We start from the raw sequence: 22,894 nt of genomic DNA on the forward strand, positions 1-22,894 counted from the left end.
CGCGCTCCGGATCGGACACAATAGGCGCAATGACGAAGAACAAAACCAACAAGAGCGACAAGGATAAGGGAAAGTCGGGCGGCGGCACCATTGCGCTGAACAAGCGCGCCCGCTTCGACTACCACCTGGAAGAGCGTTTCGAAGCCGGCCTGGCCCTGCAGGGCTGGGAAGTGAAGTCGATCCGCGCCGGACGCGCCAACATTGGCGAGAGCTACGCCGTGGTCCGCAACGGGGAGATGTTCCTGTTCGGGGCGCAGATGACTCCGGTGATCTCAACCTCCAGCCATGTTGTCGCCGACCCGATGCGCACGCGCAAGCTGCTGCTGCACCGGCGCGAGATTGACAAGCTGATCGGCCAGATCGAACGCGACGGCTACACCGTCATCCCGACCTCGATGTACTGGAAAGCCGGCAAGGTCAAGCTGGAACTGGCGTTGGCCAAGGGCAAGCAGAGCCACGACAAGCGCCAGACCAGCAAGGACCGCGACTGGGCGCGGGAAAAGCAGCGCACGCTGCGCCAGCACAACAAGAACGCCTGACTGCAGCCGGGCACTCCGCGCGACGAACGTTGCTGGCGCCCGTCCTCAAGCTTCAACGGACGGTCATTCGATTTCGTCCGGCACGTCGGCCAGGGTGAAGCGGAAGGTCGCGCCGCCCTGCTCGCTCCCCTCGGCCCGGATCACGCCACCGTGGCGCTGGACCACGCGCTTTGACGAGGCCAGGCCGATGCCGTGGCCGTCGAACTGCGACTGCGCGTGCAGGCGCTGGAACGGACGGAACAGCTTGCCTACGTAGTCTTGTGGGAACCCGGCGCCGTTGTCACGCACGAAGTACTCGTCGCCCTCCTTGCCGAATTCGATGCGGGCCGCGTCGGAATCCCGGGTGAACTTCCACGCATTGCCCAACAGGTTGACCAGCAGGTTGCGTAGCAATGCCACGTCGCCGTGCGCCTCCAGGCCAGGCTCGATCACCACCTCCACCCGGTCCGCGCGGTCCGGATCGCCGGCGCGCAGGTCTTCGATGATCTCGGTCGCGATGCGAGAAAGGTCGACCGCTTCGGTCTTCAGATCCCCGCGGCTGATGCGTGACATTTTCAGCAGCGCGTCGATAAGGTCGCCCATCCGTCCGGCTGCCTTGCGCACGCGCGCCAGGTAATCCCGCCCCGTATCATCGAGCGAGTCGCCGTAGCGCTCCACGAGCACGCGACTGAAGCCGTCGATCGCGCGCAGGGGCGCGCGCAGGTCGTGGGAGACGCTGTAGGCGAACGCTTCCAGTTCCTCGTTGCTTTGGCTAAGCTCCCGCGTGCGCAGCGCGACCCGCGCCTCCAGGGTCCGGTTGAGCGCGCGCACACGGGCCTCCGCGCGCAGGCGGTCGGTCACGTCCTCGACCTGCACCAGTCCACTGACCGCCATGCCCTCGCCGCCCGGAATGGGCGCGTAGGTCAATTGCACGTGCCGCGGCTCGCCGCCCTGGCGATGGAGCCTGCGTGTCTCACGACGCACGCCCTGTTCGTCGCCGTGCTCGGCCGGTGCCAGTGCCTCACGGGGGCTGAAGTCGTCCTCGAAAAGATCATCGAACGCGCGCCCTTCCAGCTCCCCCGGCTCGATGCCGACGATATTGCCAAACGCGGGATTGGCCTGGACGATCAGACCATCGGAGTCCATCAGGGCCTTGCCGATGGCCGAGTACTCCATGGCGGTACGGAAGCGCTCCTCGCTGAAGCGATATTCCTCCGTCAGGCGCATGGCGATGCGCTGGGCGCGTGCTTCCGTGCGCGCGAGCATCCATGCGATGGCGTACATCAGCAGCGATGCCAGCAGACCGAGCGACAGGATGCTCTGCAGGCTGCCCAGCCGCGGTGCCGCCTGTGCCAACGGCGCCGACTGGAAGCTCATCCGCCAGCGACGACCGTAGTTCTCGAACTCCACCGCATGCGAGAAGGCCGCCGGCTTTGGAGATGCGGGCTCACGGCTGAAGATCCGCTGTGGCGTGCCGCCGCCGGTGACATCATCGATCGTGAAACTCATCTCGCGACCGGGAAGTACCTCGCTGACGAAGTCGTCCACCCAGAACGGCACGTAGACCCAGCCCAGAATGGATTCGCGGCGGGCCTGGGCGGTCACCGGGGCTTCGGGTCCCCGATAGACAGGTCGATACAGGAGCAGGCCGACGTCGGAGTTGTGGCTACCGTCGCCCTGCACCAACGGCACAGGGCCTGACAGCGTCGGCTCACCGGAGGCCATTGCGCTCTCCATTGCCTCGCGGCGGACTGCATCGGAGAACATGTCATAGCCGATCACCGCGAGGTTTTCCGGCGTTTTTGGTTCCAGGTACAACACCACCGCCAGGCGGTCGTGGCCGAGGTTGGGCCGCACCTGCAGGTCGCCCCAACCTGCCTGTTGCCACTCGTCCTGCAGTTCATCCAGACGCGACTGGCGCAGGTAGCCGGTAAAGCCCAGGCCGGCCACGCTGGGGAACCGGCGGTGCAGTTCCATGCCGTCCACGTAACCGAACCACTGGTCCGGCGTCGGCCGGGCCACCGAAGCAAACAGGGAAATGCCGCCACCGGCGACCAGTTCGAAATTCACCATCCGCTGCTTGAGCAGATCGGCTGCATCCTGGGTCTGGGAGATGAAGGTCTCCTCGCTGGCGCGCAACTCACGGTCGTAGGCCATTTTCCACAGGATCACGACCAGCACGAGCGAGGCGACGAGTACCGCCAATGCCCATAACTGGCCGCGCAGCGGGCGCAATCGACGGCGGATTGCCTCGGCTGGATTCTCACGGGTCGATTTCGGCATCCGCGAAGCATACAAGCGCAGCCAGCGCGCGGGCACCCTCGGGCGGATGAACGCCACGCGCGGCACAGCCCGCCAACCCTTGTGTAGCGCCCGCGCGCCCCTATACTGGGTGAGTCAGCAATCTTGTAGTCCCCGGGGGTGCATTGGCTTCGACGGGGGTCGCGAAATCGCTTGGCGCATGCCGAGGGGGTAGCTTTCCTCGTAAATCCAGCTGCAAACTTCTAGTTGCCAACGACGACAACTACGCACTGGCCGCTTAAGGCCTAAGCCCCGAAATCGCTTGTGTCCGTGCTCGCGACGTAGGGTAATTATCACGGAATCGCCGGGAGTGGTTGCCTGTCAGCACCCGGTTAACCCAAAGCAGGCTGGTTCCCGGATGCGCTTCGCGCACCGTGCTGTTCGGGAATGAGATCCAACGGTGAGCTAAGCATGTAGTGCCGGGGATGGAGTGCCTTCGGACGGGGGTTCGAATCCCCCCACCTCCACCAATCTGTAAACAAGGATGGGCCGCCCAAAGCGGCCCGTCCTTGTTTGTGTGCCGCTATCGCTCGACTTCGACCGCCATGCACGGCACATCGACGCGGATCAACGCGCTGCCATCAGCGTCGGCGCTGGCGATGATATTCCCGCCGTGGGCGGCCGCGATCGCCCGGGCAATCAGGAGACGCATGCCCAGTCCTTCGTCAAACGGGACAGTCTCGGCCGCGGCAAACAGCGCTTCGCGCTCGCCGGAGGCCCAATGCGTGCCAGGCGATGCGATCTCGAAGAAGACGTTGGCCGCGCCGGCTTTCGCGCGCACCGTGACAGGCCCGTCGCATGCCCGGACCTGCATGAATGCCATCAAGGTGGACAGCATCTGCACCAGCCGTTGGACGTCGCCGTCGACGGCGAGGTCATCAAGGCCCGCCTCCAGCTGGCTCTTTACGTCGACGCCGGAAGATACCGACGACAGCTCCACCACCAGCGCCGGGGCCACCGGCGCGCGGTGCAGGACCAGCCGCGACTGGCGGACACGCATCCAGTCCGATACCTCCTGGACCATCGTGCTCAGGCGGGCGGTCTGGCGATCAATGATCGAGAGGAGCTCTTCGCGCTGGTCAGGCTCGATCTCCGGCCTTCGCAGGAGATAGGCGGCGGTCTGCAGCGGTGACAGAGGTCCCCTCAAGTCGTGGGCAAGCCGGTCCAGCAGCAGGTCGGAGGTTTCGCCTTCCCTGCCCGATAGGGCGGTCGCTGGATCCGCCGGCGGCGAGGACTCAGCCATGGTGGCTCCCCTCGCTGCGGCACGCTTGCGCCGGTGCATTGCAAAGGCGCTGGATGGCATCAAGCATCGGCGGCTTCACCAGATGCTCGTCAAAGCCGGCCTCGCGGGTGCGCCGACGGTCTTCGGGCTGGCCCCAGCCGGTCACGGCGACAATCCTGACGTCGTCCAATCCGGCTACGGACCGCAGCTGCGGCGCCAGCTCATAGCCGCTCAATCCCGGCATTCCGACATCGAGGAATACGATCTCCGGTGCAAACGTCGCAGCCTCCTCCAGTACCAGATGCGGATCGTACAGGCGCCGGACATCGTGGCCCAGTAGCTCCACCATCATCGCCAGCGTGTCGGCCGCGTCACGGTTGTCGTCAACCACCAGAACGCGGCGTCGCACCTCGTCGGAGAACGCGTCCGGTGCGGCGGCGGCGGGCGCCTGCGCGCCTGGGCTCGTCCCCAACGGGAGCGCGACGGTGAAAGTCGCGCCCCGGCCGATCCCGTCGCTGCTGACGGAGACGTCGCCGCCATGCAGTTCCGCCAGTCGGCGCACCAGGGTCAAGCCTATCCCCAGTCCGCCATGGGTCCGATCGACGGACGTTTCCACCTGGGAGAACATCTCGAAAATGCGCTCCGCCTGGCTGGGATCAAGACCGATCCCGGCGTCGATCACTTCCACCTCGGCGCGGTCGCCCTGGACACGGACGCGCAGTTCGATGCGACCACATGCTTCGGAATACTTGGCCGCGTTGTTGAGCAGGTTGGCGAACACCTGCGACAGGCGGGCCTGGTCGGCGACCAGATGCACCGGCTGCGCGGGCAAGTCGAGCACCAGCTCGTGCCCGCCCTGCTCGATGACCGGACGCGCCGTCTCGACTGCGGACTCGACGATTTCCCGCAGCGTGGTCGGCTGCCTGCGTAAGGTGAGCTTGGCCTGGCTGATGCGCGCGATGTCGAGCAGGTCGTCGATCAGCCTCACCATCAACGCCAGCTGGCGCTCCATCAGGGCCAGCAGCTCAGGGTCCACTGCCTTGGAGATCCGCAGCACGCCCAGCGCGTTCTGCAGGGGTGCCAGGGGATTGCGCAATTCGTGCGCCAGCGTCGCGAGGAACTCGTCCTTGCGCCGCCCCACCCCGCGCAACAGCTGTTCGACACGGGTGCGTTCGGCGACCTCCTCCTGCAGGACCCGGTTCTGGATCTCGAGGGTCTCATTGGCGTTGCGCAGCGACTCGTTCAACACCGCCAGCTCGCGTGCCTTCTCGGTGTGCAAAGCCAGGTTGGCGGCCGCCAGCTGGGCGTTCGCGGCTTCCAGCTCAAGGCGTTTGCGGTGCAGTTCGGCCAGTACCATCACCTTGCTGCGCAGGATCTCCGGGATCACAGGCACCATCACGTAGTCGACGGCGCCGATTTTGTAGCCGCGCAGCCGATCCATGTCGGTGACGTTGACGGCGGTGACGAAAATGATCGGTGTGTTCTCGAACCGCGGGTGCTGGTGGATCATGCTCGCGGTCTCGAAGCCATCCATTCCCGGCATGTTGACGTCGAGCAGGATCAGCGCGTAATCCTCCTCCATCAGGCGTCCCAACGCCTCAACGCCCGAGCTGGCATCCACCAGGTGCTCTCCCAGCGGCTCCAGGATCGCGCGGTAGGTCAGCAACCTCCCGGGTTGATCGTCCACCAGCAGGATCCGGACCGGCGCGCTGGTCGCATCCGCCGTTGCGGCGACGTTCAACGGTGCAGCCATTGGCGCAGCACTCCGAGCAGCTGTTCGGTCACGACCGGTTTGGCGAGGTAGTCGGACGCGCCGGCTTCCAGGCATTTCTCGCGATCGCCCTTCATCGCCTTGGCGGTGACCGCGACAATCGGCAACGCACGCAGCTCGGGCCGTTCGCGGATCGCGCGCATGGTCTGATAGCCGTCCATGCCCGGCATCATGATGTCCATCAGCACCAGCGCGATCGTCTCGTCGGATGAGACCTTCTCGATCGCCTCGCGGCCGGTGCCCGCAGTCACCACGTCCATGCCGTGGCGCTCCAGCACGCTGGACATGGCGAAGATGTTGCGGACGTCGTCGTCGACCACCAGCACGCGCTTGCCGCGCAGCGAATCATCCGATCCGTGCAGGCTCTCGACCATGCGTTGCTTGGCTTCGGGCAGGTCGGCGATGACCCGGTGCAGGAACAAGGCGGTCTCGTCGAGCAGGCGTTCGGGTGATTCCACGCCCTTGATCACCACGCTCTTGGCGACCTTGCGCAGGCGGCGGTCCTCGTCGGCGCTGAGGTCCTTGCCGGTGAACACAACCACGGGCACGTCGCGCAGTTCCGGATCGGCCTGGATACGGTCCAGCAGGTCGAACCCGCTCATGTCCGGCAGCCGCAGGTCCAGCACCACGCAATCGTAAGTGCCGTCCTTGAGTGACTTCAGCGCGTCGGCGCCGTTGGCCACCGTGTCGATGGTGATGTCGTCGTGGCGGATCAGCTCCTCGATGCTCATGCGCTCGGCGGCGTCATCTTCCACAACCAGCAAGCGCTTCACCCTGGGCAGGCTGTAGTCCCTGATGCGCTGCAGGGCCGCGCCGATGGTCTGGGTGGTGGCGGGCTTGGCGAGGTAGGAGAACGCGCCGCGCTCGATGCTCTGGTGGCGCTCTTCCTCGATGGTGACGATCTGCACCGGGATGTGGCGGGTGGCCGAGTCCTGTTTCAGCCGCGCAAGCACCGTCCACCCGAGCATGTCGGGCAGCAGGATGTCCAGGGAGATCGCGCTGGGCCGGTACTCGCGCACCAGACGCAAGGCCTCGCTGCCGCGATTGGCAACGATCACCCGGAATCCGTGCGACCGCGCCAGATCCCGCAGCACGGTGGCGTAGCGCGGATCATCCTCGACCAGCAGCAGGAGCGGCTCGCCCTCCACAAGCACGTCGCGGTCATCATCGATGGTCTCGATGGCGTCTTCAGGAAGTTCATCCCTGCTGCGCGGGACCACCTGCTGCGCGCGCTGGTGGGCGGCTGCAGCGCGCTCCTCGTGCGGGGCATCGGCACCGGCGTAGGACAACGGCAGGTACAGCGTGAACGTGCTGCCCTTCCCCACTTCGCTGCGCAGGCGCAACTCGCCCCCGAGCAGGCCGGCGATCTCGCGGCTGATGGCCAACCCCAGTCCGGTACCACCGTACTGGCGGGACGTGCCGGCATCGGCCTGCTGGAACGCCTCGAACACGATGCGCTGCTTGTCCGCGGAGATGCCGATGCCGCTGTCGGTGACGTCGAAGGCCACCACGGTGGGCGCCGCGTCCAACACGGCATGCCCGGGCGTCCAGCCATCCGTGGCCGCACGCCCGATCAGGCGAACGCTGCCTTCGGCAGTGAACTTGAACGCGTTGGAGAGCAGGTTCTTGAGGATCTGCTGCAGGCGCTTGGGATCGGTGTCCAACGCGCGGCCCAGCGCGGGCTCGAACTCGACCGAGAACTCCAGCTTGCGGCGCTCGGCCTCATGCCGGAACGCGCGTTCCATGTTTTCGCCAAGGTGGCGGAAACTCATTTCCTCGTTGTCCACGGTGACGGTGCCGGATTCGATCTTGGAAAGGTCCAGGATGTCGCTGATCAGGTGCAGAAGATCCGTGCCCGCAGCGTGGATCGTCGTGGCGAACTCGACCTGGCGCGGGGTCAGGTTGGTGTCCACGTTTTCCGCCAGCTGTTGCCCCAGGATCAGGATCGAGTTCAGCGGCGTGCGCAGCTCGTGCGACATGTTGGCCAGGAACTCGGACTTGTAGCGCGAGGTGAGCGCCAGCTCGGCGGCCTTTTCCTCCAGCGCACGGCGAGCGTGCTCGATCTGCAGATTCTTGCCTTCGACCTCGTTCTTCTGCTCGGCCAGCAACGCGGCCTTGAGCGCGATGTCCTCGTTGGTCTGGCGCAGGGTCTTCTGCTGCGCCTGCAGCTCGCCGGCCAGTTGTTGGGACTGCGCCAGCAGGCGCTCGGTCCGCATCGTCGCCTCGATGGTGTTGAGCACGATGCCGATGCTGCGCGAGAGCTGGTCCAGGAAGGCGCGATGGGAAACCGTGAACTCCGACAGCGAGGCCAGCTCGATCACCGCCTTGACCTGGTCCTCGAACAACACCGGCAGCACGATCACGTTGCGCGGGACCATGTCGAGCAGGCCGGTCCGGATGTGCAGCGTGCCGGGCTCGACGCCGTCGATCACGATCATCCGCCCCTGTTGGGCGCACTGGCCAACCAGGCCTTCGCCGAACTCGATGATCGTCTTTGCTTCCGCCGAAGCGCTGCTGGCATAACCTGCCAGCTGACGCAGCCGGCGCTTTCCGCCCGACTCGTCCTCATCCACCACGTACATCAGTCCCTTGTGGGCGTCGATCAGCGGGGCGAGTTCCGAGAGCAGCATGTTGCCGAGCGTGATCAGGTCGCGCTGGCCCTGCATCATCCCGCTGAAGGTCGCCATGTTGGTCTTCAGCCAGTCCTGCTCCCGCCCGCTCTCGGTGGTCGCGCGCAGGGTGCCGATCATGGCGTTGATGTTGTCCTTCAGGTCCGCCAGCTCGCCGCTGACATCGACCTGGATGGAGCGCGTCAGGTCGCCCTGGGTCACCGCGGTCGCGACCTCGGCGATGGCGCGCACCTGCGTGGTCAGGTTGGCGGCCAGCTGGTTGACGTTGCCGGTCAGGTTCTCCCAGATACCGGCGGTGCCGGGCACCTTGGCCTGGCCGCCCAGGCGGCCCTCCACGCCGACCTCGCGTGCCACGGTCGTCACCTGGTCGGCGAAGATCGCCAGCGTGTCGGTCATCGAGTTGATGGTGTCAGCCAGTTCGGCGATCTCGCCCTTGGCCTCCACGGTGAGCTTCTTGCTCAGGTCGCCGGTGGCCACCGCGGTCACGACCTGGGCGATGCCGCGCACCTGGGTGGTGAGGTTGGTCGCCATCGAGTTGACGTTGTCGGTGAGGTTGGCCCACGTGCCTGCAACCCCGGGCACCTTCGCCTGGCCCCCCAGCTTGCCCTCGGTACCCACCTCGCGCGCCACGCGGGTCACCTCGGCGGCGAAGCTGTTGAGCTGGTCCACCATCGTGTTGAGGGTGTCCTTGAGCTGCAGGATCTCGCCCTGCGCATCCACACCGATCTTGCGCGACAGGTCGCCCTTGGCCACCGCGGTCGCCACCTCGGCGATGTTGCGCACCTGGCTGGTCAGGTTGGACGCCATCGAGTTGACGTTGTCGGTCAGGTCCTTCCAGGTTCCCGCCACGCCGGGCACCGCCGCCTGCCCTCCCAGCTTGCCTTCGGTGCCGACCTCGCGCGCCACGCGCGTCACCTCGGCGGCGAAGCTGTTGAGCTGGTCGACCATCGTGTTGATGGTGTCCTTGAGCTCCAGCATCTCGCCCTTCACGTCCACGCCGATCTTGCGCGACAGGTCGCCCTTGGCCACCGCGGTGGTGACCTCGGCGATGTTGCGCACCTGGCTGGTCAGGTTGGACGCCATCGCGTTGACGTTGTCGGTCAGGTCTGCCCACGTCCCGGCCACACCGGGCACGGTCGCCTGCCCGCCGAGCTTGCCTTCGGTGCCGACCTCGCGTGCCACGCGGGTCACCTCGGCGGCGAAGCTGTTGAGCTGGTCGACCATCGTGTTGATGGTGTCCTTGAGCTGCAGGATCTCGCCCTGCGCCGTCACCGCGATCTTCCGCGACAGGTCGCCCTTGGCAACCGCGGTGGTGACCTCGGCGATGTTGCGCACCTGGCTGGTCAGGTTGGAGGCCATCGCGTTGACCGAGTCGGTCAGGTCGGCCCAGGTGCCGTCGACCCCGGGCACCGTCGCCTGGCCGCCCAGCTTGCCTTCCGTGCCGACCTCGCGGGCGACGCGGGTCACCTCGGCGGCGAAGCTGTTGAGCTGGTCCACCATCGTGTTGAGGGTGTTCTTGAGCTCCAGCAACTCGCCGCGCACATCCACCGTGATCTTGCGCGACAGGTCGCCCTTGGCCACCGCGGTGGTGACCTCGGCGATGTTGCGCACCTGCAGGGTCAGGTTGGACGCCATCGAGTTGACGTGGTCGGTCAGGTCCTTCCAGGTGCCGGCGACATCCGGGACCTGTGCCTGGCCGCCGAGCTTGCCTTCGGTACCCACCTCGCGGGCCACGCGGGTGACTTCCGCGGCGAAGCCGTTGAGCTGGTCCACCATCGTGTTGATGGTGTTCTTGAGCGCAAGAATCTCGCCCTGCGCATCGACGCCGATCTTGCGCGACAGGTCGCCCTTGGCCACCGCGGTGGTGACCTCGGCGATGTTGCGCACCTGGCTGGTCAGGTTGGACGCCATCGCGTTGACCGAGTCGGTCAGGTCCTTCCAGGTGCCGGCCACCCCGGGCACCACCGCCTGGCCGCCAAGCTTGCCTTCGGTGCCGACCTCGCGCGCCACGCGGGTGACTTCCGAGGCGAAGCCACGCAGCTGGTCGACCATGCCGTTGATGGCTTCCTTCAGCTGGGCCATCTCGCCGCGCACGTCGGCGGTGATCTTGCGCGAGAGGTCGCCGTCGGCCACCGCGATGGTCACCTCGGAGATGTTGCGCACCTGGGTGGTCAGGTTGGAGGCAAGCTCGTTGACCGAGTCCGTCAGCTCCTTCCACACGCCAGAGACGCCCTTGACCTTGGCCTGGCCGCCGAGCCTGCCGGCGGTACCGACCTCAAGTGCCACGCGGGTCACCTCGGCGCTGAACTCACTCATCTGCCCGATCATGCGGTTGACGATCTTCGCCGAGCGCAGGAACTCGCCCTTCAGAGGCCGGCCGTCGGCCTCCAGTGGCACCGTATGGGTCAGGTCGCCCTTGGCGACGCCGGTCATGGCCTCGGTCATCGCTTCAATCGGTCGCACGAGGTCGTCGATCAGACCGTTGACCGACTGCTGCATCCCCAGCCACGCACCGTCGTGGTTGGCCATCACCAGCCGCTTGCCGGTCTGGCCATCGCGGCCCACCGCCGTCCCGACGCGGGCCAGTTCGTCAGCCAGATGCCGATTGCGTATGACGATGGCATTGAAGCAATCGGCGATCTTTCCTGCCGTGCCCTCCCAATGCACCGGCAACTGCACGGAGAAATCACCGTCGCGAACCGCACACAGAGCTTCAAGCAGCCGACGGTCCACATCCTCGCCCGCCACATCGTCTTCGACACGCAATGCGCGCCGAGAATCATTGCCCACGATTTACGTCCTCCCCCCCGAGCCCGACAGAACGTGGGATCGCTTGTGAAATTTTTGAGACGCTACCGCACCTCGAGTGAGGATATTTTCACAGATTCCCGATCCACGCCTGACCCGGTCCATCCGCATGGCGCCCGGCCGATGACCCTCGCGCCTCCGTGATGCATCGCGTTGGTGTTCACACACGGCCCCACGGCCACAATGGTAGAAACAGGGCTCAATTCGCGGAGGCGTGCATGGACTGGTTGGCCCAACTGCAGGTAATCATGGGGACGGGGATCGCAATGGTGTTGGGCGGAATGGTCGGATTCGAGCGCGAGCTCAAGGATCGCCCGGCGGGTTTCAGGACCCACATGCTCGTGGCCGGCGCGGCCGCCCTGCTGGTGGGCATCGGACTGGTGACCTTGCACAACCCGGCGGTGGTATCGGTGCTTGCACCCGAGCAGCTGCGCATGGATCCGCTGCGGTTGGTGGAATCGGTGATCGCTGGTGTCGCCTTTATTGGCGCGGGTACGATCTTCGCCAGCCGCTCGTCGAAGGCGGTGGTCGGCATTACCACGGCCTCATCGCTGTTGATGGTGGCGGTCATCGGCATTGCCACCGGATTGCAGTACTACGTATTGGCGGTGTCGGCGACGGTGTTGACGCTGATCGTGTTGAGCGTACTGAAGTGGGTGGAGCACAGGTTCCGCGGTCCCCAGCCGGAGTCCGATTGACGCTGCCCGCTATCGGCTGTCCGCGTTCCGCAGGGCGCTCGGCTCAGACCACGCCCTGGGCCAGCATTGAATCCGCGACCCGCACGAAACCGGCGACATTGGCACCGTCCAGGTAACTCAAGGTGTTGCCCTTGTGCATGCCGTGCTCGACGCAGGCGGCGTGGATGCCCTTCATGATCTGGTGCAGGCGCAGATCGACCTCCTCGGCGCTCCAGCACAGGCGCGCGGCGTTCTGGCTCATCTCCAGGCCCGAGGTGGCGACGCCGCCGGCGTTGCTCGCCTTGCCCGGCGCGTACAGCACCCCGGCCTCTTCGAACGCCCGGGCCGCATCCAGTGAGGACGGCATGTTCGCCCCTTCGGCCACACAGATCACGCCGTTGCGGATGAGCTGTTGGGCGTCGTCGATGTCGATCTCGTTCTGGGTCGCGCACGGCAGGGCCACATCCACCGGCACGCACCAGGGGCGGATGTCGGGCACGAAGCGGGCACCGATGCGCTCGGCGTACTCGCTGACGCGGCCGTACTGCTCGTTCTTGATGTCCATCAACTCGGCGAGCTTGTCGGGGGTGAAACCCTCATCGTCGATCACCGTGCCGCTGGAATCGGAAACGGTGACGACCTTTGCGCCCAGTTCCATGGCCTTTTCAATGGCGTACTGGGCGACGTTGCCGGAACCCGACACGGACACGCGCATCCCGTCCAGCGAATCGCCCTTGCGCGCCAGCATCTCCTCGACGAAATACACGGTGCCGTAGCCGGTCGCCTGCGGGCGGATCAAGGACCCGCCGTGGGAGAGTCCCTTGCCGGTGAACACACAGTCGGCGCGGTTGCCGAGCTTTTTCATCATGCCGACCATGTAGCCGATCTCGCGGCTGCCCACGCCGATGTCGCCGGCGGGGATGTCGGTATTGGCCCCGATGTGCCGGTACAGCTCGGTGATGAAGGCCTGGCAGAAGCGCATGATCTCGAAAGGACTCTTGCCCTTGGGATTGAAATCCGAACCACCCTTGGCACCGCCCATCGGCAGCGTGGTCAGGGCGTTCTTGAAGGTCTGTTCGAAGGCGAGGAATTTCAGTACCGAAAGGTTGACCGAGGGGTGGAAACGCAGCCCTCCCTTGAACGGGCCCAGCGCGAAGCTGTGCTGGACACGGTAGCCGCGGTTGACCTGGACCTGCCCCTGATCGTCCACCCACGACACCCGGAAAATGATTGTCCTCTCGGGCTCGACCATCCGTTCAAGCAGGCCGTAGCGTGCGTATTTGGGATGGGCCTCGATAAACGGCCAGATGCTCTCTATCACCTCGGTGACAGCCTGCAGGAACTCGGGTTCACCGGGGTTGCGGTCGGCTACGTAGGCAAGGAAATCGTCCGCGGACTGATACGTATTGGCCATTGGCATTCCGTGAAAGGCGTCAATTCATGCTGCACCGCAGCACGCACGGCTGTCAATCTTTGTCCGTACAAACAACAAAAAACGGGCCCCGAAGGGCCCGCTTTTGTCAATCGGAGACTGCGGTCGGTTAGGAGCGCAGCGGCACCAGGGTCAGCTCAACGCGACGGTTCATCGCGCGACCCGACTCGGTGTCGTTGCTCGCGATCGGACGGGTCTTGCCCGCACCGGTGATGATGAAGCGGTCGCGCACCACGCCACGCGACATCAGGTAGTTGCCCACCGACTCGGCGCGACGTACGGACAGGCCCTGGTTGTACGAATCCGAACCGACACTGTCGGTGTGGCCAGCCACCTCGATGATGGTCTGGTTGTACTCGCTCAGGGTACGCGCCAGGTTGTCCAGCACGGGATAGAACTGCGGCTGCAGATCCGACTTGTCGAAACCGAAGGTGATGTTGTCGGGCATGTTCAGGGTGATGTTGTCGCCCTGGCGGACGATGTCGACGCCGGTACCGGCCATCTGGTCACGCAGTGCCCGCTCCTGACGGTCCTGGTAGTTGCCGATGGCGCCGCCTGCCAGGCCGCCCACGCCGGCACCGACCAGGGCGCGCTGACGGCGCTCCGTGGCGTCACTGCCGCTCAGCAGTCCAGCGACGACGCCCGCAACCGCGCCGATTGCCGCGCCCTGCTTGGTCTTCGCGTTGGGATCATGCGGCTGCTGCTGGCCGTACGGATCCTGGCCGCCGTAGTAACCGCCACCGGTGGTGGCACAACCGGCGAGCATCGCGCCCATGACGGCAGCGGCAAGAATGTATTTGGTCGGATTCTTCATGAGCAGTGTCCTTTCGTTGGAATAACGTGGATAACGGGGTAACGCTACCCAGTCACCAGTATGAATGGGGTGACGACCGTAATTCCGTTCAGGTTCCGTCGGGACTTGCTCGCGCTCGCTCTTACTCGAAGCTGCCCGCGGTGTCGTGCGAAAGGTTGTCGAAGCGCGTGTACTCGCCGAAGAATTTCAGCTTGATCGATCCGGTCGGGCCGTTTCGCTGCTTGCCGATGATGATCTCGGCCAGGCCCTTGTCGGGCGAGTTTTCCTTGTTGTAGTAGTCGTCGCGGTAGATGAACATGATCACGTCCGCGTCCTGCTCGATGGCGCCGGACTCGCGCAGGTCGGCCATCACCGGGCGCTTGTCGGTGCGCGTCTCCAGCGATCGGTTGAGCTGGGACAGCGCAATCACCGGGACGTTGAGTTCCTTGGCGAGGTGCTTGAGCGAGCGGGAGATCTCCGAGATCTCCGTCGCACGGTTCTCGGTGTTGCCCGGCACCGCCATCAGCTGCAGGTAGTCGACCACCACCAGGCCCAGGTCGTGTTCGCGCTTGAGGCGGCGCGCCTTGGCCCGCAGCGAGTCGGGCGACAGGCCGGGCGTGTCGTCGATGAAGATCTTGGATTCCTTGAGCATCCGGATCGCGCTGGTAACCCGGCTCCAGTCCTCGTCCTCCAGCTGGCCGGTGCGCAGGCGCTGGGCGTTGACGCGGCCGTTGGAGGAAATCAGGCGCAAGGCGAGCTGGCTGGCCGACATCTCCATCGAGAACACCGCAACCGCCTTCTTGCTCTTGATCGCCGCGTATTCGGCGATGTTGAGCGCCAGCGTGGTCTTGCCCATCGCCGGGCGAGCGGCCAGGATCAGCAGGTCGGTCGGCTGCAGGCCGGCGGTCATCTCGTCCAGCTCGGTGTAGCCGGTGGACAGGCCGGTGACGGAACCGCCCGCCGCGTAGCGCGTCTGCAGCACGTCGAAGGCTTCCGACAGCGCGGTGTTGATCGCGGTGAAATCGGTGCGCCCGCGTGCGCCAGCCTCGGCGATCGCGAAGACCTGCTGCTCGGCGGCCGACAGGATCTCGCTGCTCTCGCGCCCCTCGGGCTGGAAGCCGTCGTTGACGATCGTGGTGCCGACCTCGATCAATTTGCGCAGCACCGCCTTGTCGCGAACGATCTCGGCGTAGGCCTTGATGTTGGCGGCCGAGGGCGTGGTGCTCGCCAGCTCGATCAGGTAGGCGCCGCCGGCGACCTGCTCGCCCTCGCCGATCGACTCGAACCACTCGCCCAGCGTGACGGCGTCGAACGGCTTGCTCTTTTCGGCCAGCTCGCGGATGGCGCGGAAGATCAGCTGATGGTCGCGGCGGTAGAAGTCGTGCTCGCCGATGCTGTCACCCACGATGTCGTACGCCTCGGGCGCAAGCATCAATCCGCCCAGCACCGCCTGCTCGGCCTCGATCGACTGGGGCGGCACGCGCAGCTGGTCGAGCCGCTGGTCGGCGCGGCTCTCAAAGCGGGAATCGCCGCGGTGTTCACCGCGGTAGCCGGGACGTGCACTCATCGAGGGGAAATTCCTGACAGGGGCCGCGCGTCGCGGTCGACGCGGGCCGAACGCCCATCCTAGGGCCGGACGGGCGCGGGGGTTGCAGACAAGTCTGTGGATAAGCAGTGGACAGCGCGGGACAACACGCCCGCAGCGTGGCCTGGCGGGGTCGCAGCAGCTGCGATGGCGATGCGCCGAGCCGGTACGGCAGACGCATACCGCAGGCACATACCGCAGATACACGAAAGGCACCTTGCGGTGCCCTTCGCGGGGATCAGCTGCAGCGCCGGGCTGCATGCCCGGCCCGGAACTCGATCAGGCCAGCTCGCCTTCGACGATCACCGAGACGGTGCTCTCCACATCGGCGTGCAGGTGGATGACCACCTCGTAGGTGCCGGTGTGGCGGATCGCGCCTTCGCCCATGATCACCTCGGACTTCTCGACCGAGTAGCCGGCCTTGGTCAGCGCCTCGGCGACGTCGCGGGTGGTCACCGAACCGTACAGCTTGCCTTCGGTGGATGCGTTGGCGCGGATGGTGACTTCGGCACCTTCCAGCTTGGCCTGGCGGCTCTCGGCGTCGGCGTGCTGCGCCTTGGCCTTGGCTTCGTACTCGGCGCGGCGCGCCTCGAAGTCGGCCAGGTTGGCGGCGGTGGCCGGCGTGGCCTTGCCCTGCGGCACCAGGTAGTTGCGGCCGTAGCCGGGCTTGACGTCGACCTTGTCGCCGAGCTGGCCCAGGTTCTGCACGCTTTGGAGGAGGATCAGTTGCATGGTGTTGCTCCGTATTCGTTAGCGGGGCGAAAGGCCCCGCAACTGTGGCTGTCCGAACGGGCGCGTGCCCTGCCTCCGCTGGCGGAGGCGCCGGGATCAGGCGTTGTGGTTGTCGGTGTACGGGATCAGGGCGAGGTAGCGCGCGCGCTTGATCGCCGTGGCCAGCTGGCGCTGGTAGCGCGCCTTGGTGCCGGTGACGCGGCTGGGAACGATCTTGCCGGTCTCGGTGATGTTCTGGCGCAGGGTGTTGAGATCCTTGTAATCGATCTCCTTCACGCCTTCAGCGGTGAACTTGCAGAACTTGCGGCGGCGGAAAAATTTGGACATGGGAATGCTGCTCCTGGAGGGGCGTGATCAGGCGGATTAGGCGGCGTCGGACGAGTCTGCGTCGTCCTTGTCGGCGTCGGACTTGTCATCGGACTTGTCGTCGCCATCGGTATCGTCGTCGTCACGACGACGGCGCTCGCCCCGGTCGGAACGCTCCGGCTTGTCGCTCTTCTCGTCCTTGAACTTCATGATCAGCGACTGCTCGGTGTCGGCCTCGTCGCGCTTGATCACCAGGTGGCGCAGGATCGCGTCGTTGAAGCGGAAGCTGTCGACCAGTTCGTTCAGGACGGTCTGGCTGCACTCGATGTTCATGAGTACGTAATGGGCCTTGACCAGGTTGACGATCGGGTACGCCAGCTGGCGGCGACCCCAGTCCTCCAGACGGTGGACCTTGCCTTCGCCGGCCTCGATCACGCCCTTGTAGCGCTCGATCATGGCAGGCACCTGCTCGCTCTGGTCGGGATGGACCAGGAACACGATTTCGTAATGACGCATGTGTGGTGTCCTTGTGGATGTCGGTCTTGCGACCGGTCAGCCCCCCGGAACCGATATGGCACGGTGGGGCAAGGTTCCCGTCGGCAAGGCCGAGGGAAGCCGCGAATTATCGCAGCTTTATGGCACCGCAACCAGCGGGGCGACGATCAGGCCAGGTCGGCGGACGTCGTGAAGCTCTCGCCGCAGCCGCATTCGGCGTTGGCATTGGGGTTGCGGAACATGAACTGGTCGCCGAGGCGATGCTTGACCACGTCGATCCGGGTGCCGTCCACCTGGGGCAGGCTCAGCATGTCGACGTAGATCTTCACGCCGCCGTCTTCGTACACGCTGTCGCCGGCGCGCTCGTCGGTGGCGAGGTCGGCGAAGTGCTGCCAGCCCGAGCAGCCGGTTTTCTTGGCACCGAAGCGAAGGCCGATGGCGTCGGGCGCGTCGGCAAGGAATCGCTGGACGCGGGCAAGCGCGGCGGGGGTAAGGGTAATGCTCATGAAATCTCCTGGTGCGATGGGGCCATGATACCGGGGCGCGGCGACGGGGCCGGATCGGCGTTCAAGCAAGCACTCCGGTAAACTCCAACGCTTTCAATATTGGCCCCAACAGGCAAGGATTCAAGGCATGACGGCGGTGCGAGCATGACCATTATCAGCATCGAACACGCGCTGGCCGGCAAGTTGCCGGTGGGCGGCGAGATCACGGTCCGCGGCTGGGTACGCACCCGGCGCGACTCGAAAGCCGGCCTGAGCTTTGTCAATGTCAGCGATGGCTCCTGCTTCTCGCCGATCCAGGTCGTTGCGCCCAATACGCTGGCCAACTACGACAGCGAGGTGAAGCACCTCACCGCCGGCTGCTCGGTGATCGTCACCGGCGAGCTGGTCGCCTCGCAGGGCAAGGGCCAGGGCTTCGAGATCCGCGCCGAGAGCCTTGAAGTCGTGGGCTGGGTGGATGACCCGGAAACCTACCCGATCCAGCCCAAGGCGCACTCGCTGGAGTTCCTGCGCGAGGTCGCCCACCTGCGGCCGCGCACCAACCTGTTCGGTGCCGTCACCCGCATCCGCCACTGCCTTGCCCAGGCGGTGCACCGCTACTTCCACGAGGACGGCTACTTCTGGATCAGCACGCCGATCATCACCACCTCCGATGCCGAAGGTGCCGGCCAGATGTTCCGCGTGTCCACGCTGGACATGGCCAACGCGCCGCGCAACAAGGCCGGTGGCGTGGACTTCAGCCGCGACTTCTTCGGCCAGGAGACCTTCCTGACCGTGTCCGGCCAGCTCAACGCGGAGGCCTACGCGCTGGCCCTGAGCAAGGTCTACACCTTCGGGCCGACCTTCCGCGCCGAGAACTCCCACACCACCCGCCACCTGGCCGAGTTCTGGATGGTGGAGCCGGAAATCGCCTTCGCCGACCTGGCCGAGGACGCGCGCGTGGCCGAGGAGTTCCTGAAATACCTGTTCCGCGCGGTGCTGGACGAGCGCGGCGACGACATGGCCTTCATCGCCGAGCGCGTGCAGAAGGACGCGATCAGCCGGCTGGAGGGCTTCATCAACGCGCCCTTCGAGCAGATCGACTACACCGACGCGGTGAGCCTGCTGCAGAAGTCCGGGCACAAGTTCGAGTTCCCGGTCGAATGGGGCCTGGACCTGCAGACCGAGCACGAGCGCTGGCTGACCGAGCAGCACGTGGGCCGGCCGGTGGTGGTCACCAACTACCCCGAGCAGATCAAGGCGTTCTATATGCGCCTGAACGACGATGGCAAAACGGTGGCGGCGATGGACGTGCTGGCACCGGGCATCGGCGAGATCATCGGCGGCAGCCAGCGTGAGGAACGCCTGGACGTGCTGGACAAGCGCATGGCCCAGTTCGGCCTGGATGCGGAGACCTACCAGTGGTACCGCGACTTCCGCCGCTACGGTTCCGTGCCGCATGCCGGCTTCGGTCTGGGCTTTGAGCGGCTGGTGGTCTACGTCTGCGGGCTGACCAACATCCGCGACGCGATCGCCTTCCCGCGGGCGCCGGGCCAGGCGGAATTCTGATGCCGAATACGCCACGAGGTGACCGCCGGTGATCCTGTTCTTCGCCCTGCTCTGCCTGGCGGCGGCGATCGCCGGCGCGACGGCGTTCGTGATCTTCTGGCCGCTGACGTTGGTGCACATGCGCGACCGGCAGCCGGAGCTGCTGGCGGAGTTCGGGCCCAGCGCGTTCATCAGCCCGTCGGCGTGGGCGTGGCTGATGCGCGGCGGATACCGCGCCGCCGGCGACCGCAACCTGAGCGGACTGGCAGCGCCGGCGCGGATATCGCTGCTGACCATCCTTGCCGGGCTGGTGAGCTCGGGCGTGCTGTACGCGATTGCGACGGTGATGCCATGAACAATGACCAGTGGTGGCTGGCGACGCTGGGCCGCACCATCGTCTGGGCGCGGCTGCGCGAGCTGGAAGCCGGGACGGCGGAAGTGCTGGACAGTGACGGCAACACCCTTGCCTACGACAGTCCCGACACCGCCAAGGCAGCGCTGATGGACGCGGAGTTCGCAGCACTCGACGGTATGGACGCGGACGACGCCGCGGATCGGGGATTTGCCCTGGAGGAACTGGTGGTCCCCTATGCTGAAGACGATGACCGCCTGCGCGCGCTGATGGTGCAGTCGCTGCCGCGCGCCCATTGAAGCGGTCCCACTGACACGCGCCACTGAAAGGAGAGCGACTTGGACATCAACCTCATCGGCCGCCACGCCCTCGTGCGCGGCGCCTCCCAGGGGATCGGACTGGCCACGGCGCAGGCGCTGGCCGCGCTCGGTGCGGACGTCACGATGGTCGCGCGGCGCGGCCAGCGTCTGCTGGAGCTGTCCGCGGAACTGCCGCGCACCCACACCGCCCAGGCCCATGGCTGGCTCGCCTGCGACTCCGACGACATCGATGCACTCCAGGCCCAGGTCCAGGCGCTCGTCTCCAACAGGCCGGTGCACATCCTGGTCAACAACAGCGGTGGCCCGCCGCCGGGCACCGTCCAGGGCACCGATGTCGCCGAGTTCGAGACCGCGCTGCGCCAGCACCTTTTCGCGAACCACGTCGTCACCGAGGCGGTGATCCCGGGCATGGAAAGCGACAGCTACGGCCGCATCGTCAACGTCATCTCGACTTCGGTGAAGGAGCCCATCCAGGGCCTGGGCGTGTCCAACACCACGCGCTGGGCCGTCGCCAGCTGGGCCAAGACCCTGGCCACTGAGCTGGCCCCGCGGGGCATCACCGTCAACAACGTCCTGCCGGGCTCGACCCAGACGCCACGCATCGACCAGATCATCGAGACAACAATGCAGCGCAGCGGTCGCAGCCGCGCCGAGGTCTTCAGCGAGATGGTCGCCGAGATTCCGATGGGGCGGTTCGCCCGCCCCGAGGAGACCGCGGCGGCCATCGCCTTCCTGTGCTCGCCCGCGGCGGCCTACATCACCGGGGTCAACCTGCCGGTGGACGGCGGCCGTACCCGCTCGTTGTGACCGCGGCGCAGCGGTAAGCTTCCCGGATGCAGCTGCCCCACTGGATCAACGGCCAGGCCGAACACGCCGAGACGCGGATCGATGTCGCCAATCCCGCCACCGGCGAGGTGTTTGCGGGCGTCGCGTCCGGTGACAGCGGAACCGTTGATCGCGCGGTAGCGGCCGCGTCCGAGGCGTTTCCGCACTGGTCGGCCCTGCCCAGCACCGAGCGCGCCGCGTGGCTGGAGAAGCTGGCCGCAGCGGTGGAGGACCGGCTGGAGGATTTCGCGGCGGCCGAATGCCGCGACGGTGGCAAGCCCATCCGCTTGGCGCGCGAGATCGAAGTGCCACGCGCCATCAGCAACCTGCGTTTCTTTGCCCACGCCGCGACCCAGTTCGCCAGCGAGTCCCACCACGGCCAGGACGGGCTGAACTACACGCTGCGCCCGCCGCTTGGCGTCGTCGCGGCGATCACGCCGTGGAACCTGCCGCTGTACCTGCTGACCTGGAAGATCGCTCCCGCGCTGGCGGCCGGCAACACGGTCGTCGCCAAGCCCTCGGAAGTCACCCCGCTGACGGCGACGATGCTGGCCGAACTGGCGGCGTCGATCGGGTTTCCGGCCGGCGTGCTGAACATCGTCCACGGCACCGGCGCCGGGGTCGGCGAGCCGCTGGTGACACACCCGCAGATCAAGGCGGTGACCTTCACCGGCAGCACTGCGGTCGGGCGCCGCATCGCCGGGTTGACCGGTCCGCTACTGCGCCGGACGTCGCTCGAGCTGGGCGGCAAGAATCCGACCTTGGTGTTCGCCGACAGCGACTGGCGCGAGCATCTGGATCTGCTGGTGCGCTCCGCCTTCCAGAACTCCGGCCAGATCTGCCTGTGCGGTTCGCGCATGCTGATCGAACGCAGCATCTACCCCGAATTCCGCGACGCACTGGTCCAACGCGCCAACGCGCTGCGCGTCGGCGACCCGCAGCTTGCCGACACCGATCTGGGGCCGCTGGTCTCGCAGGTCCACTTCGACAAGGTCACGGCCGCGATCGACCGCGCGCGCCGGGAAGGCGCCACCGTGCTGTGCGGCGGCCAGGCGCTGGAGCGCGCGGGCTGGTTCGTCGCGCCGACCGTGCTGGAAGGCCTGGGGCCGGACTGCGCGACCAACCGCGAGGAAATCTTCGGCCCCGTCGTCACCCTGCAGCCTTTCGACGACGATTCGCACGCGCTGGCGCTGGCCAACGCCGGCGATTACGGCCTGTCCGCGTCGGTGTGGACACGCGACCTCAACCGCGCCCACCGCCTGGCCGCGCAACTGCGCGCCGGGGTGGTCTGGATCAATACCTGGATGCAGCGCGACCTGCGCACGCCGTTTGGCGGCAGCGGTGCATCCGGCCTCGGTCGCGAAGGCGGCCTGGAGGCCATGCGATTCTTCACCGACGTGCGCAACGTCGGCATCCACCTGGACTAGAGACCCGATGAATTCGATCCCCGAACTGCTGCGCAGGAACACCCAATGGGCCGAGCGCATCCGCGCCGAAGACCCGACCTTCTTTGAACGCCTGTCGCGCCAGCAGGCGCCGGAGTACCTGTGGATCGGCTGCTCCGACTCGCGCGTACCCGCCAACCAGATCATCGACGTCGCCCCCGGCGAGGTCTTCGTCCACCGCAACATCGCCAACGTGGTCGTGCAGAGCGATCTCAACTGCCTGTCGGTGATCCAGTTCGCCGTGGACGTGCTGAAGGTCAAGCACATCCTGGTGGTCGGCCACTACGGCTGCGGCGGCGTGCACGCGGCGCTGACCGACCAGCGCGTGGGCCTGTCGGACAACTGGATCCGGCACGTCACCAACGTGGCCGAAACCCACGCGTCCTTTCTCAGCCAGCTGTGCAGCGAGGAGCTGCGCCATGACCGCCTGTGCGAGCTGAACGTGCTGGAGCAGGTCATCAACGTCTGTCATTCCACGGTCGTGCGCGATTGCTGGGAGCGCGGCCAGCCGCTCGCCGTGCACGGCTGGGTCTACACCCTGCGCGACGGGCGCGTGCACGACCTGGGCATCGACATGGACAACCTCGACACCATGCCCGCGCGCCATTCCGCCGCGCTGGCGCGGATCTACGCCGACCGCGAGGACCGCTGA

General features: G+C 66.2%; 19 protein-coding genes and 1 other RNA gene. 9 read left to right on the forward strand and 11 right to left on the reverse strand.

The genetic code is table 11. The features are described from left to right. Positions 1–29: 29 nt before the first annotated feature. Positions 30–539 carry an SsrA-binding protein SmpB gene (smpB, locus tag INQ42_RS07135; RefSeq protein WP_043959657.1) on the forward strand — a complete coding sequence of 170 codons (510 nt, stop codon included), beginning with the start codon at positions 30–32 and terminating at the stop codon, positions 537–539. Between the two features lie 63 nt (positions 540–602). Here the strand turns inward: smpB and INQ42_RS07140 are convergent, their stop codons facing one another. Then, positions 603–2,801, reverse strand: a complete 2,199-nt coding sequence (locus tag INQ42_RS07140) for a CHASE domain-containing protein (protein WP_194033667.1) — start codon at positions 2,799–2,801, stop codon at positions 603–605. Positions 2,802–2,935: 134 nt separating this feature from the next. On the opposite strand from INQ42_RS07140, the gene ssrA reads away from it, so the two are divergent. Further along, positions 2,936–3,289, forward strand: a transfer-messenger RNA (tmRNA) gene (gene ssrA, locus INQ42_RS07145). A 53-nt stretch (positions 3,290–3,342) separates the two neighbouring features. Here ssrA and INQ42_RS07150 read toward each other — a convergent pair. The 3 genes from INQ42_RS07150 to INQ42_RS07160 are packed head-to-tail and all read right to left on the reverse strand — an operon-like array spanning position 3,343 to position 11,232. Further along, entirely contained in the window at positions 3,343–4,062 is a 720-nt protein-coding gene (locus INQ42_RS07150) for a sensor histidine kinase (protein WP_194033668.1), read from the reverse strand. After that, positions 4,055–5,794: a response regulator gene (locus INQ42_RS07155; RefSeq protein WP_194033669.1), complete on the reverse strand. Its 1,740-nt coding sequence runs from the start codon at positions 5,792–5,794 to the stop codon at positions 4,055–4,057. Before INQ42_RS07155 ends, INQ42_RS07150 begins: the two co-directional genes overlap by 8 nt. Continuing rightward, positions 5,779–11,232, reverse strand: a complete 5,454-nt coding sequence (locus INQ42_RS07160; protein ID WP_228064306.1) for a HAMP domain-containing protein — start codon at positions 11,230–11,232, stop codon at positions 5,779–5,781. The genes INQ42_RS07155 and INQ42_RS07160 overlap by 16 nt, the downstream gene beginning before the upstream one ends. Positions 11,233–11,468: 236 nt before the next feature. Between INQ42_RS07160 and INQ42_RS07165 the strand changes: the two genes are divergently transcribed. Then, positions 11,469–11,948, forward strand: coding sequence for an MgtC/SapB family protein (locus INQ42_RS07165; protein WP_194033670.1), 480 nt, complete (start codon positions 11,469–11,471; stop codon positions 11,946–11,948). A gap of 43 nt (positions 11,949–11,991) precedes the next feature. On the opposite strand, the gene gdhA is transcribed toward INQ42_RS07165, so the two are convergent. The 7 genes from gdhA to INQ42_RS07200 form a co-directional block, all read right to left on the reverse strand. Continuing rightward, entirely contained in the window at positions 11,992–13,341 is a 1,350-nt protein-coding gene (gene gdhA / locus INQ42_RS07170) for an NADP-specific glutamate dehydrogenase (protein ID WP_194033671.1), read from the reverse strand. A gap of 127 nt (positions 13,342–13,468) precedes the next feature. After that, entirely contained in the window at positions 13,469–14,173 is a 705-nt protein-coding gene (locus INQ42_RS07175; RefSeq protein ID WP_194033672.1) for an OmpA family protein, read from the reverse strand. A 121-nt stretch (positions 14,174–14,294) separates the two neighbouring features. Continuing rightward, entirely contained in the window at positions 14,295–15,719 is a 1,425-nt protein-coding gene (locus tag INQ42_RS07180; protein WP_194033673.1) for a replicative DNA helicase, read from the reverse strand. Positions 15,720–16,016: 297 nt separating this feature from the next. Then, positions 16,017–16,469 (reverse strand): 50S ribosomal protein L9, encoded by a 453-nt coding sequence (gene rplI, locus INQ42_RS07185; protein ID WP_194033674.1) that lies wholly within the window; start codon positions 16,467–16,469, stop codon positions 16,017–16,019. 96 nt (positions 16,470–16,565) lie between these two features. Then, positions 16,566–16,796 carry a 30S ribosomal protein S18 gene (rpsR, locus tag INQ42_RS07190; protein WP_043959664.1) on the reverse strand — a complete coding sequence of 77 codons (231 nt, stop codon included), beginning with the start codon at positions 16,794–16,796 and terminating at the stop codon, positions 16,566–16,568. Between the two features lie 36 nt (positions 16,797–16,832). Further along, on the reverse strand, positions 16,833–17,291 hold the full coding sequence (gene rpsF, locus INQ42_RS07195; protein WP_193983364.1) for a 30S ribosomal protein S6: 459 nt from the start codon (positions 17,289–17,291) through the stop codon (positions 16,833–16,835). 146 nt (positions 17,292–17,437) lie between these two features. Further along, positions 17,438–17,776 carry a HesB/IscA family protein gene (locus tag INQ42_RS07200; RefSeq protein WP_194033675.1) on the reverse strand — a complete coding sequence of 113 codons (339 nt, stop codon included), beginning with the start codon at positions 17,774–17,776 and terminating at the stop codon, positions 17,438–17,440. 144 nt (positions 17,777–17,920) lie between these two features. Between INQ42_RS07200 and asnS the strand changes: the two genes are divergently transcribed. From asnS to can, 6 genes are read left to right on the forward strand one after another with little or no spacing between them, the layout of a single operon-like run. Next, complete coding sequence (gene asnS, locus INQ42_RS07205) at positions 17,921–19,321, forward strand: asparagine--tRNA ligase (RefSeq protein WP_194033676.1); 1,401 nt, start codon at positions 17,921–17,923, stop codon at positions 19,319–19,321. A gap of 28 nt (positions 19,322–19,349) precedes the next feature. Next, positions 19,350–19,655 carry a hypothetical protein gene (locus tag INQ42_RS07210; protein WP_193983370.1) on the forward strand — a complete coding sequence of 102 codons (306 nt, stop codon included), beginning with the start codon at positions 19,350–19,352 and terminating at the stop codon, positions 19,653–19,655. Beyond that, on the forward strand, positions 19,652–19,951 hold the full coding sequence (locus INQ42_RS07215; RefSeq protein WP_194033677.1) for a hypothetical protein: 300 nt from the start codon (positions 19,652–19,654) through the stop codon (positions 19,949–19,951). The genes INQ42_RS07210 and INQ42_RS07215 overlap by 4 nt, the downstream gene beginning before the upstream one ends. Positions 19,952–19,990: 39 nt before the next feature. Next, positions 19,991–20,779 carry an SDR family oxidoreductase gene (locus INQ42_RS07220; RefSeq protein ID WP_194033678.1) on the forward strand — a complete coding sequence of 263 codons (789 nt, stop codon included), beginning with the start codon at positions 19,991–19,993 and terminating at the stop codon, positions 20,777–20,779. A gap of 26 nt (positions 20,780–20,805) precedes the next feature. Beyond that, positions 20,806–22,224: an aldehyde dehydrogenase gene (locus tag INQ42_RS07225; RefSeq protein ID WP_194033679.1), complete on the forward strand. Its 1,419-nt coding sequence runs from the start codon at positions 20,806–20,808 to the stop codon at positions 22,222–22,224. Between the two features lie 7 nt (positions 22,225–22,231). After that, positions 22,232–22,894 carry a carbonate dehydratase gene (can, locus tag INQ42_RS07230; RefSeq protein ID WP_193983378.1) on the forward strand — a complete coding sequence of 221 codons (663 nt, stop codon included), beginning with the start codon at positions 22,232–22,234 and terminating at the stop codon, positions 22,892–22,894.

Source organism: Lysobacter avium, assembly GCF_015209745.1.
Taxonomy (GTDB): Bacteria; Pseudomonadota; Gammaproteobacteria; order Xanthomonadales; family Xanthomonadaceae; genus Novilysobacter; species Novilysobacter avium.

What these genes read in the sequence shown, in the direction of transcription:
- smpB (WP_043959657.1), top strand. Translation starts at nt 30, where the DNA reads ATGACGAAGAACAAAACCAACAAGAGCGACAAGGATAAGGGAAAGTCG.
- INQ42_RS07180 (WP_194033673.1), bottom strand. Translation starts at nt 15,719, where the DNA reads ATGAGTGCACGTCCCGGCTACCGCGGTGAACACCGCGGCGATTCCCGC.
- can (WP_193983378.1), top strand. Translation starts at nt 22,232, where the DNA reads ATGAATTCGATCCCCGAACTGCTGCGCAGGAACACCCAATGGGCCGAG.
- INQ42_RS07155 (WP_194033669.1), bottom strand. Translation starts at nt 5,794, where the DNA reads ATGGCTGCACCGTTGAACGTCGCCGCAACGGCGGATGCGACCAGCGCG.
- rplI (WP_194033674.1), bottom strand. Translation starts at nt 16,469, where the DNA reads ATGCAACTGATCCTCCTCCAAAGCGTGCAGAACCTGGGCCAGCTCGGC.
- rpsF (WP_193983364.1), bottom strand. Translation starts at nt 17,291, where the DNA reads ATGCGTCATTACGAAATCGTGTTCCTGGTCCATCCCGACCAGAGCGAG.
- gdhA (WP_194033671.1), bottom strand. Translation starts at nt 13,341, where the DNA reads ATGGCCAATACGTATCAGTCCGCGGACGATTTCCTTGCCTACGTAGCC.
- INQ42_RS07215 (WP_194033677.1), top strand. Translation starts at nt 19,652, where the DNA reads ATGAACAATGACCAGTGGTGGCTGGCGACGCTGGGCCGCACCATCGTC.
- rpsR (WP_043959664.1), bottom strand. Translation starts at nt 16,796, where the DNA reads ATGTCCAAATTTTTCCGCCGCCGCAAGTTCTGCAAGTTCACCGCTGAA.
- INQ42_RS07140 (WP_194033667.1), bottom strand. Translation starts at nt 2,801, where the DNA reads ATGCCGAAATCGACCCGTGAGAATCCAGCCGAGGCAATCCGCCGTCGA.
- INQ42_RS07165 (WP_194033670.1), top strand. Translation starts at nt 11,469, where the DNA reads ATGGACTGGTTGGCCCAACTGCAGGTAATCATGGGGACGGGGATCGCA.
- INQ42_RS07200 (WP_194033675.1), bottom strand. Translation starts at nt 17,776, where the DNA reads ATGAGCATTACCCTTACCCCCGCCGCGCTTGCCCGCGTCCAGCGATTC.
- INQ42_RS07150 (WP_194033668.1), bottom strand. Translation starts at nt 4,062, where the DNA reads ATGGCTGAGTCCTCGCCGCCGGCGGATCCAGCGACCGCCCTATCGGGC.
- INQ42_RS07225 (WP_194033679.1), top strand. Translation starts at nt 20,806, where the DNA reads ATGCAGCTGCCCCACTGGATCAACGGCCAGGCCGAACACGCCGAGACG.
- asnS (WP_194033676.1), top strand. Translation starts at nt 17,921, where the DNA reads ATGACCATTATCAGCATCGAACACGCGCTGGCCGGCAAGTTGCCGGTG.
- INQ42_RS07175 (WP_194033672.1), bottom strand. Translation starts at nt 14,173, where the DNA reads ATGAAGAATCCGACCAAATACATTCTTGCCGCTGCCGTCATGGGCGCG.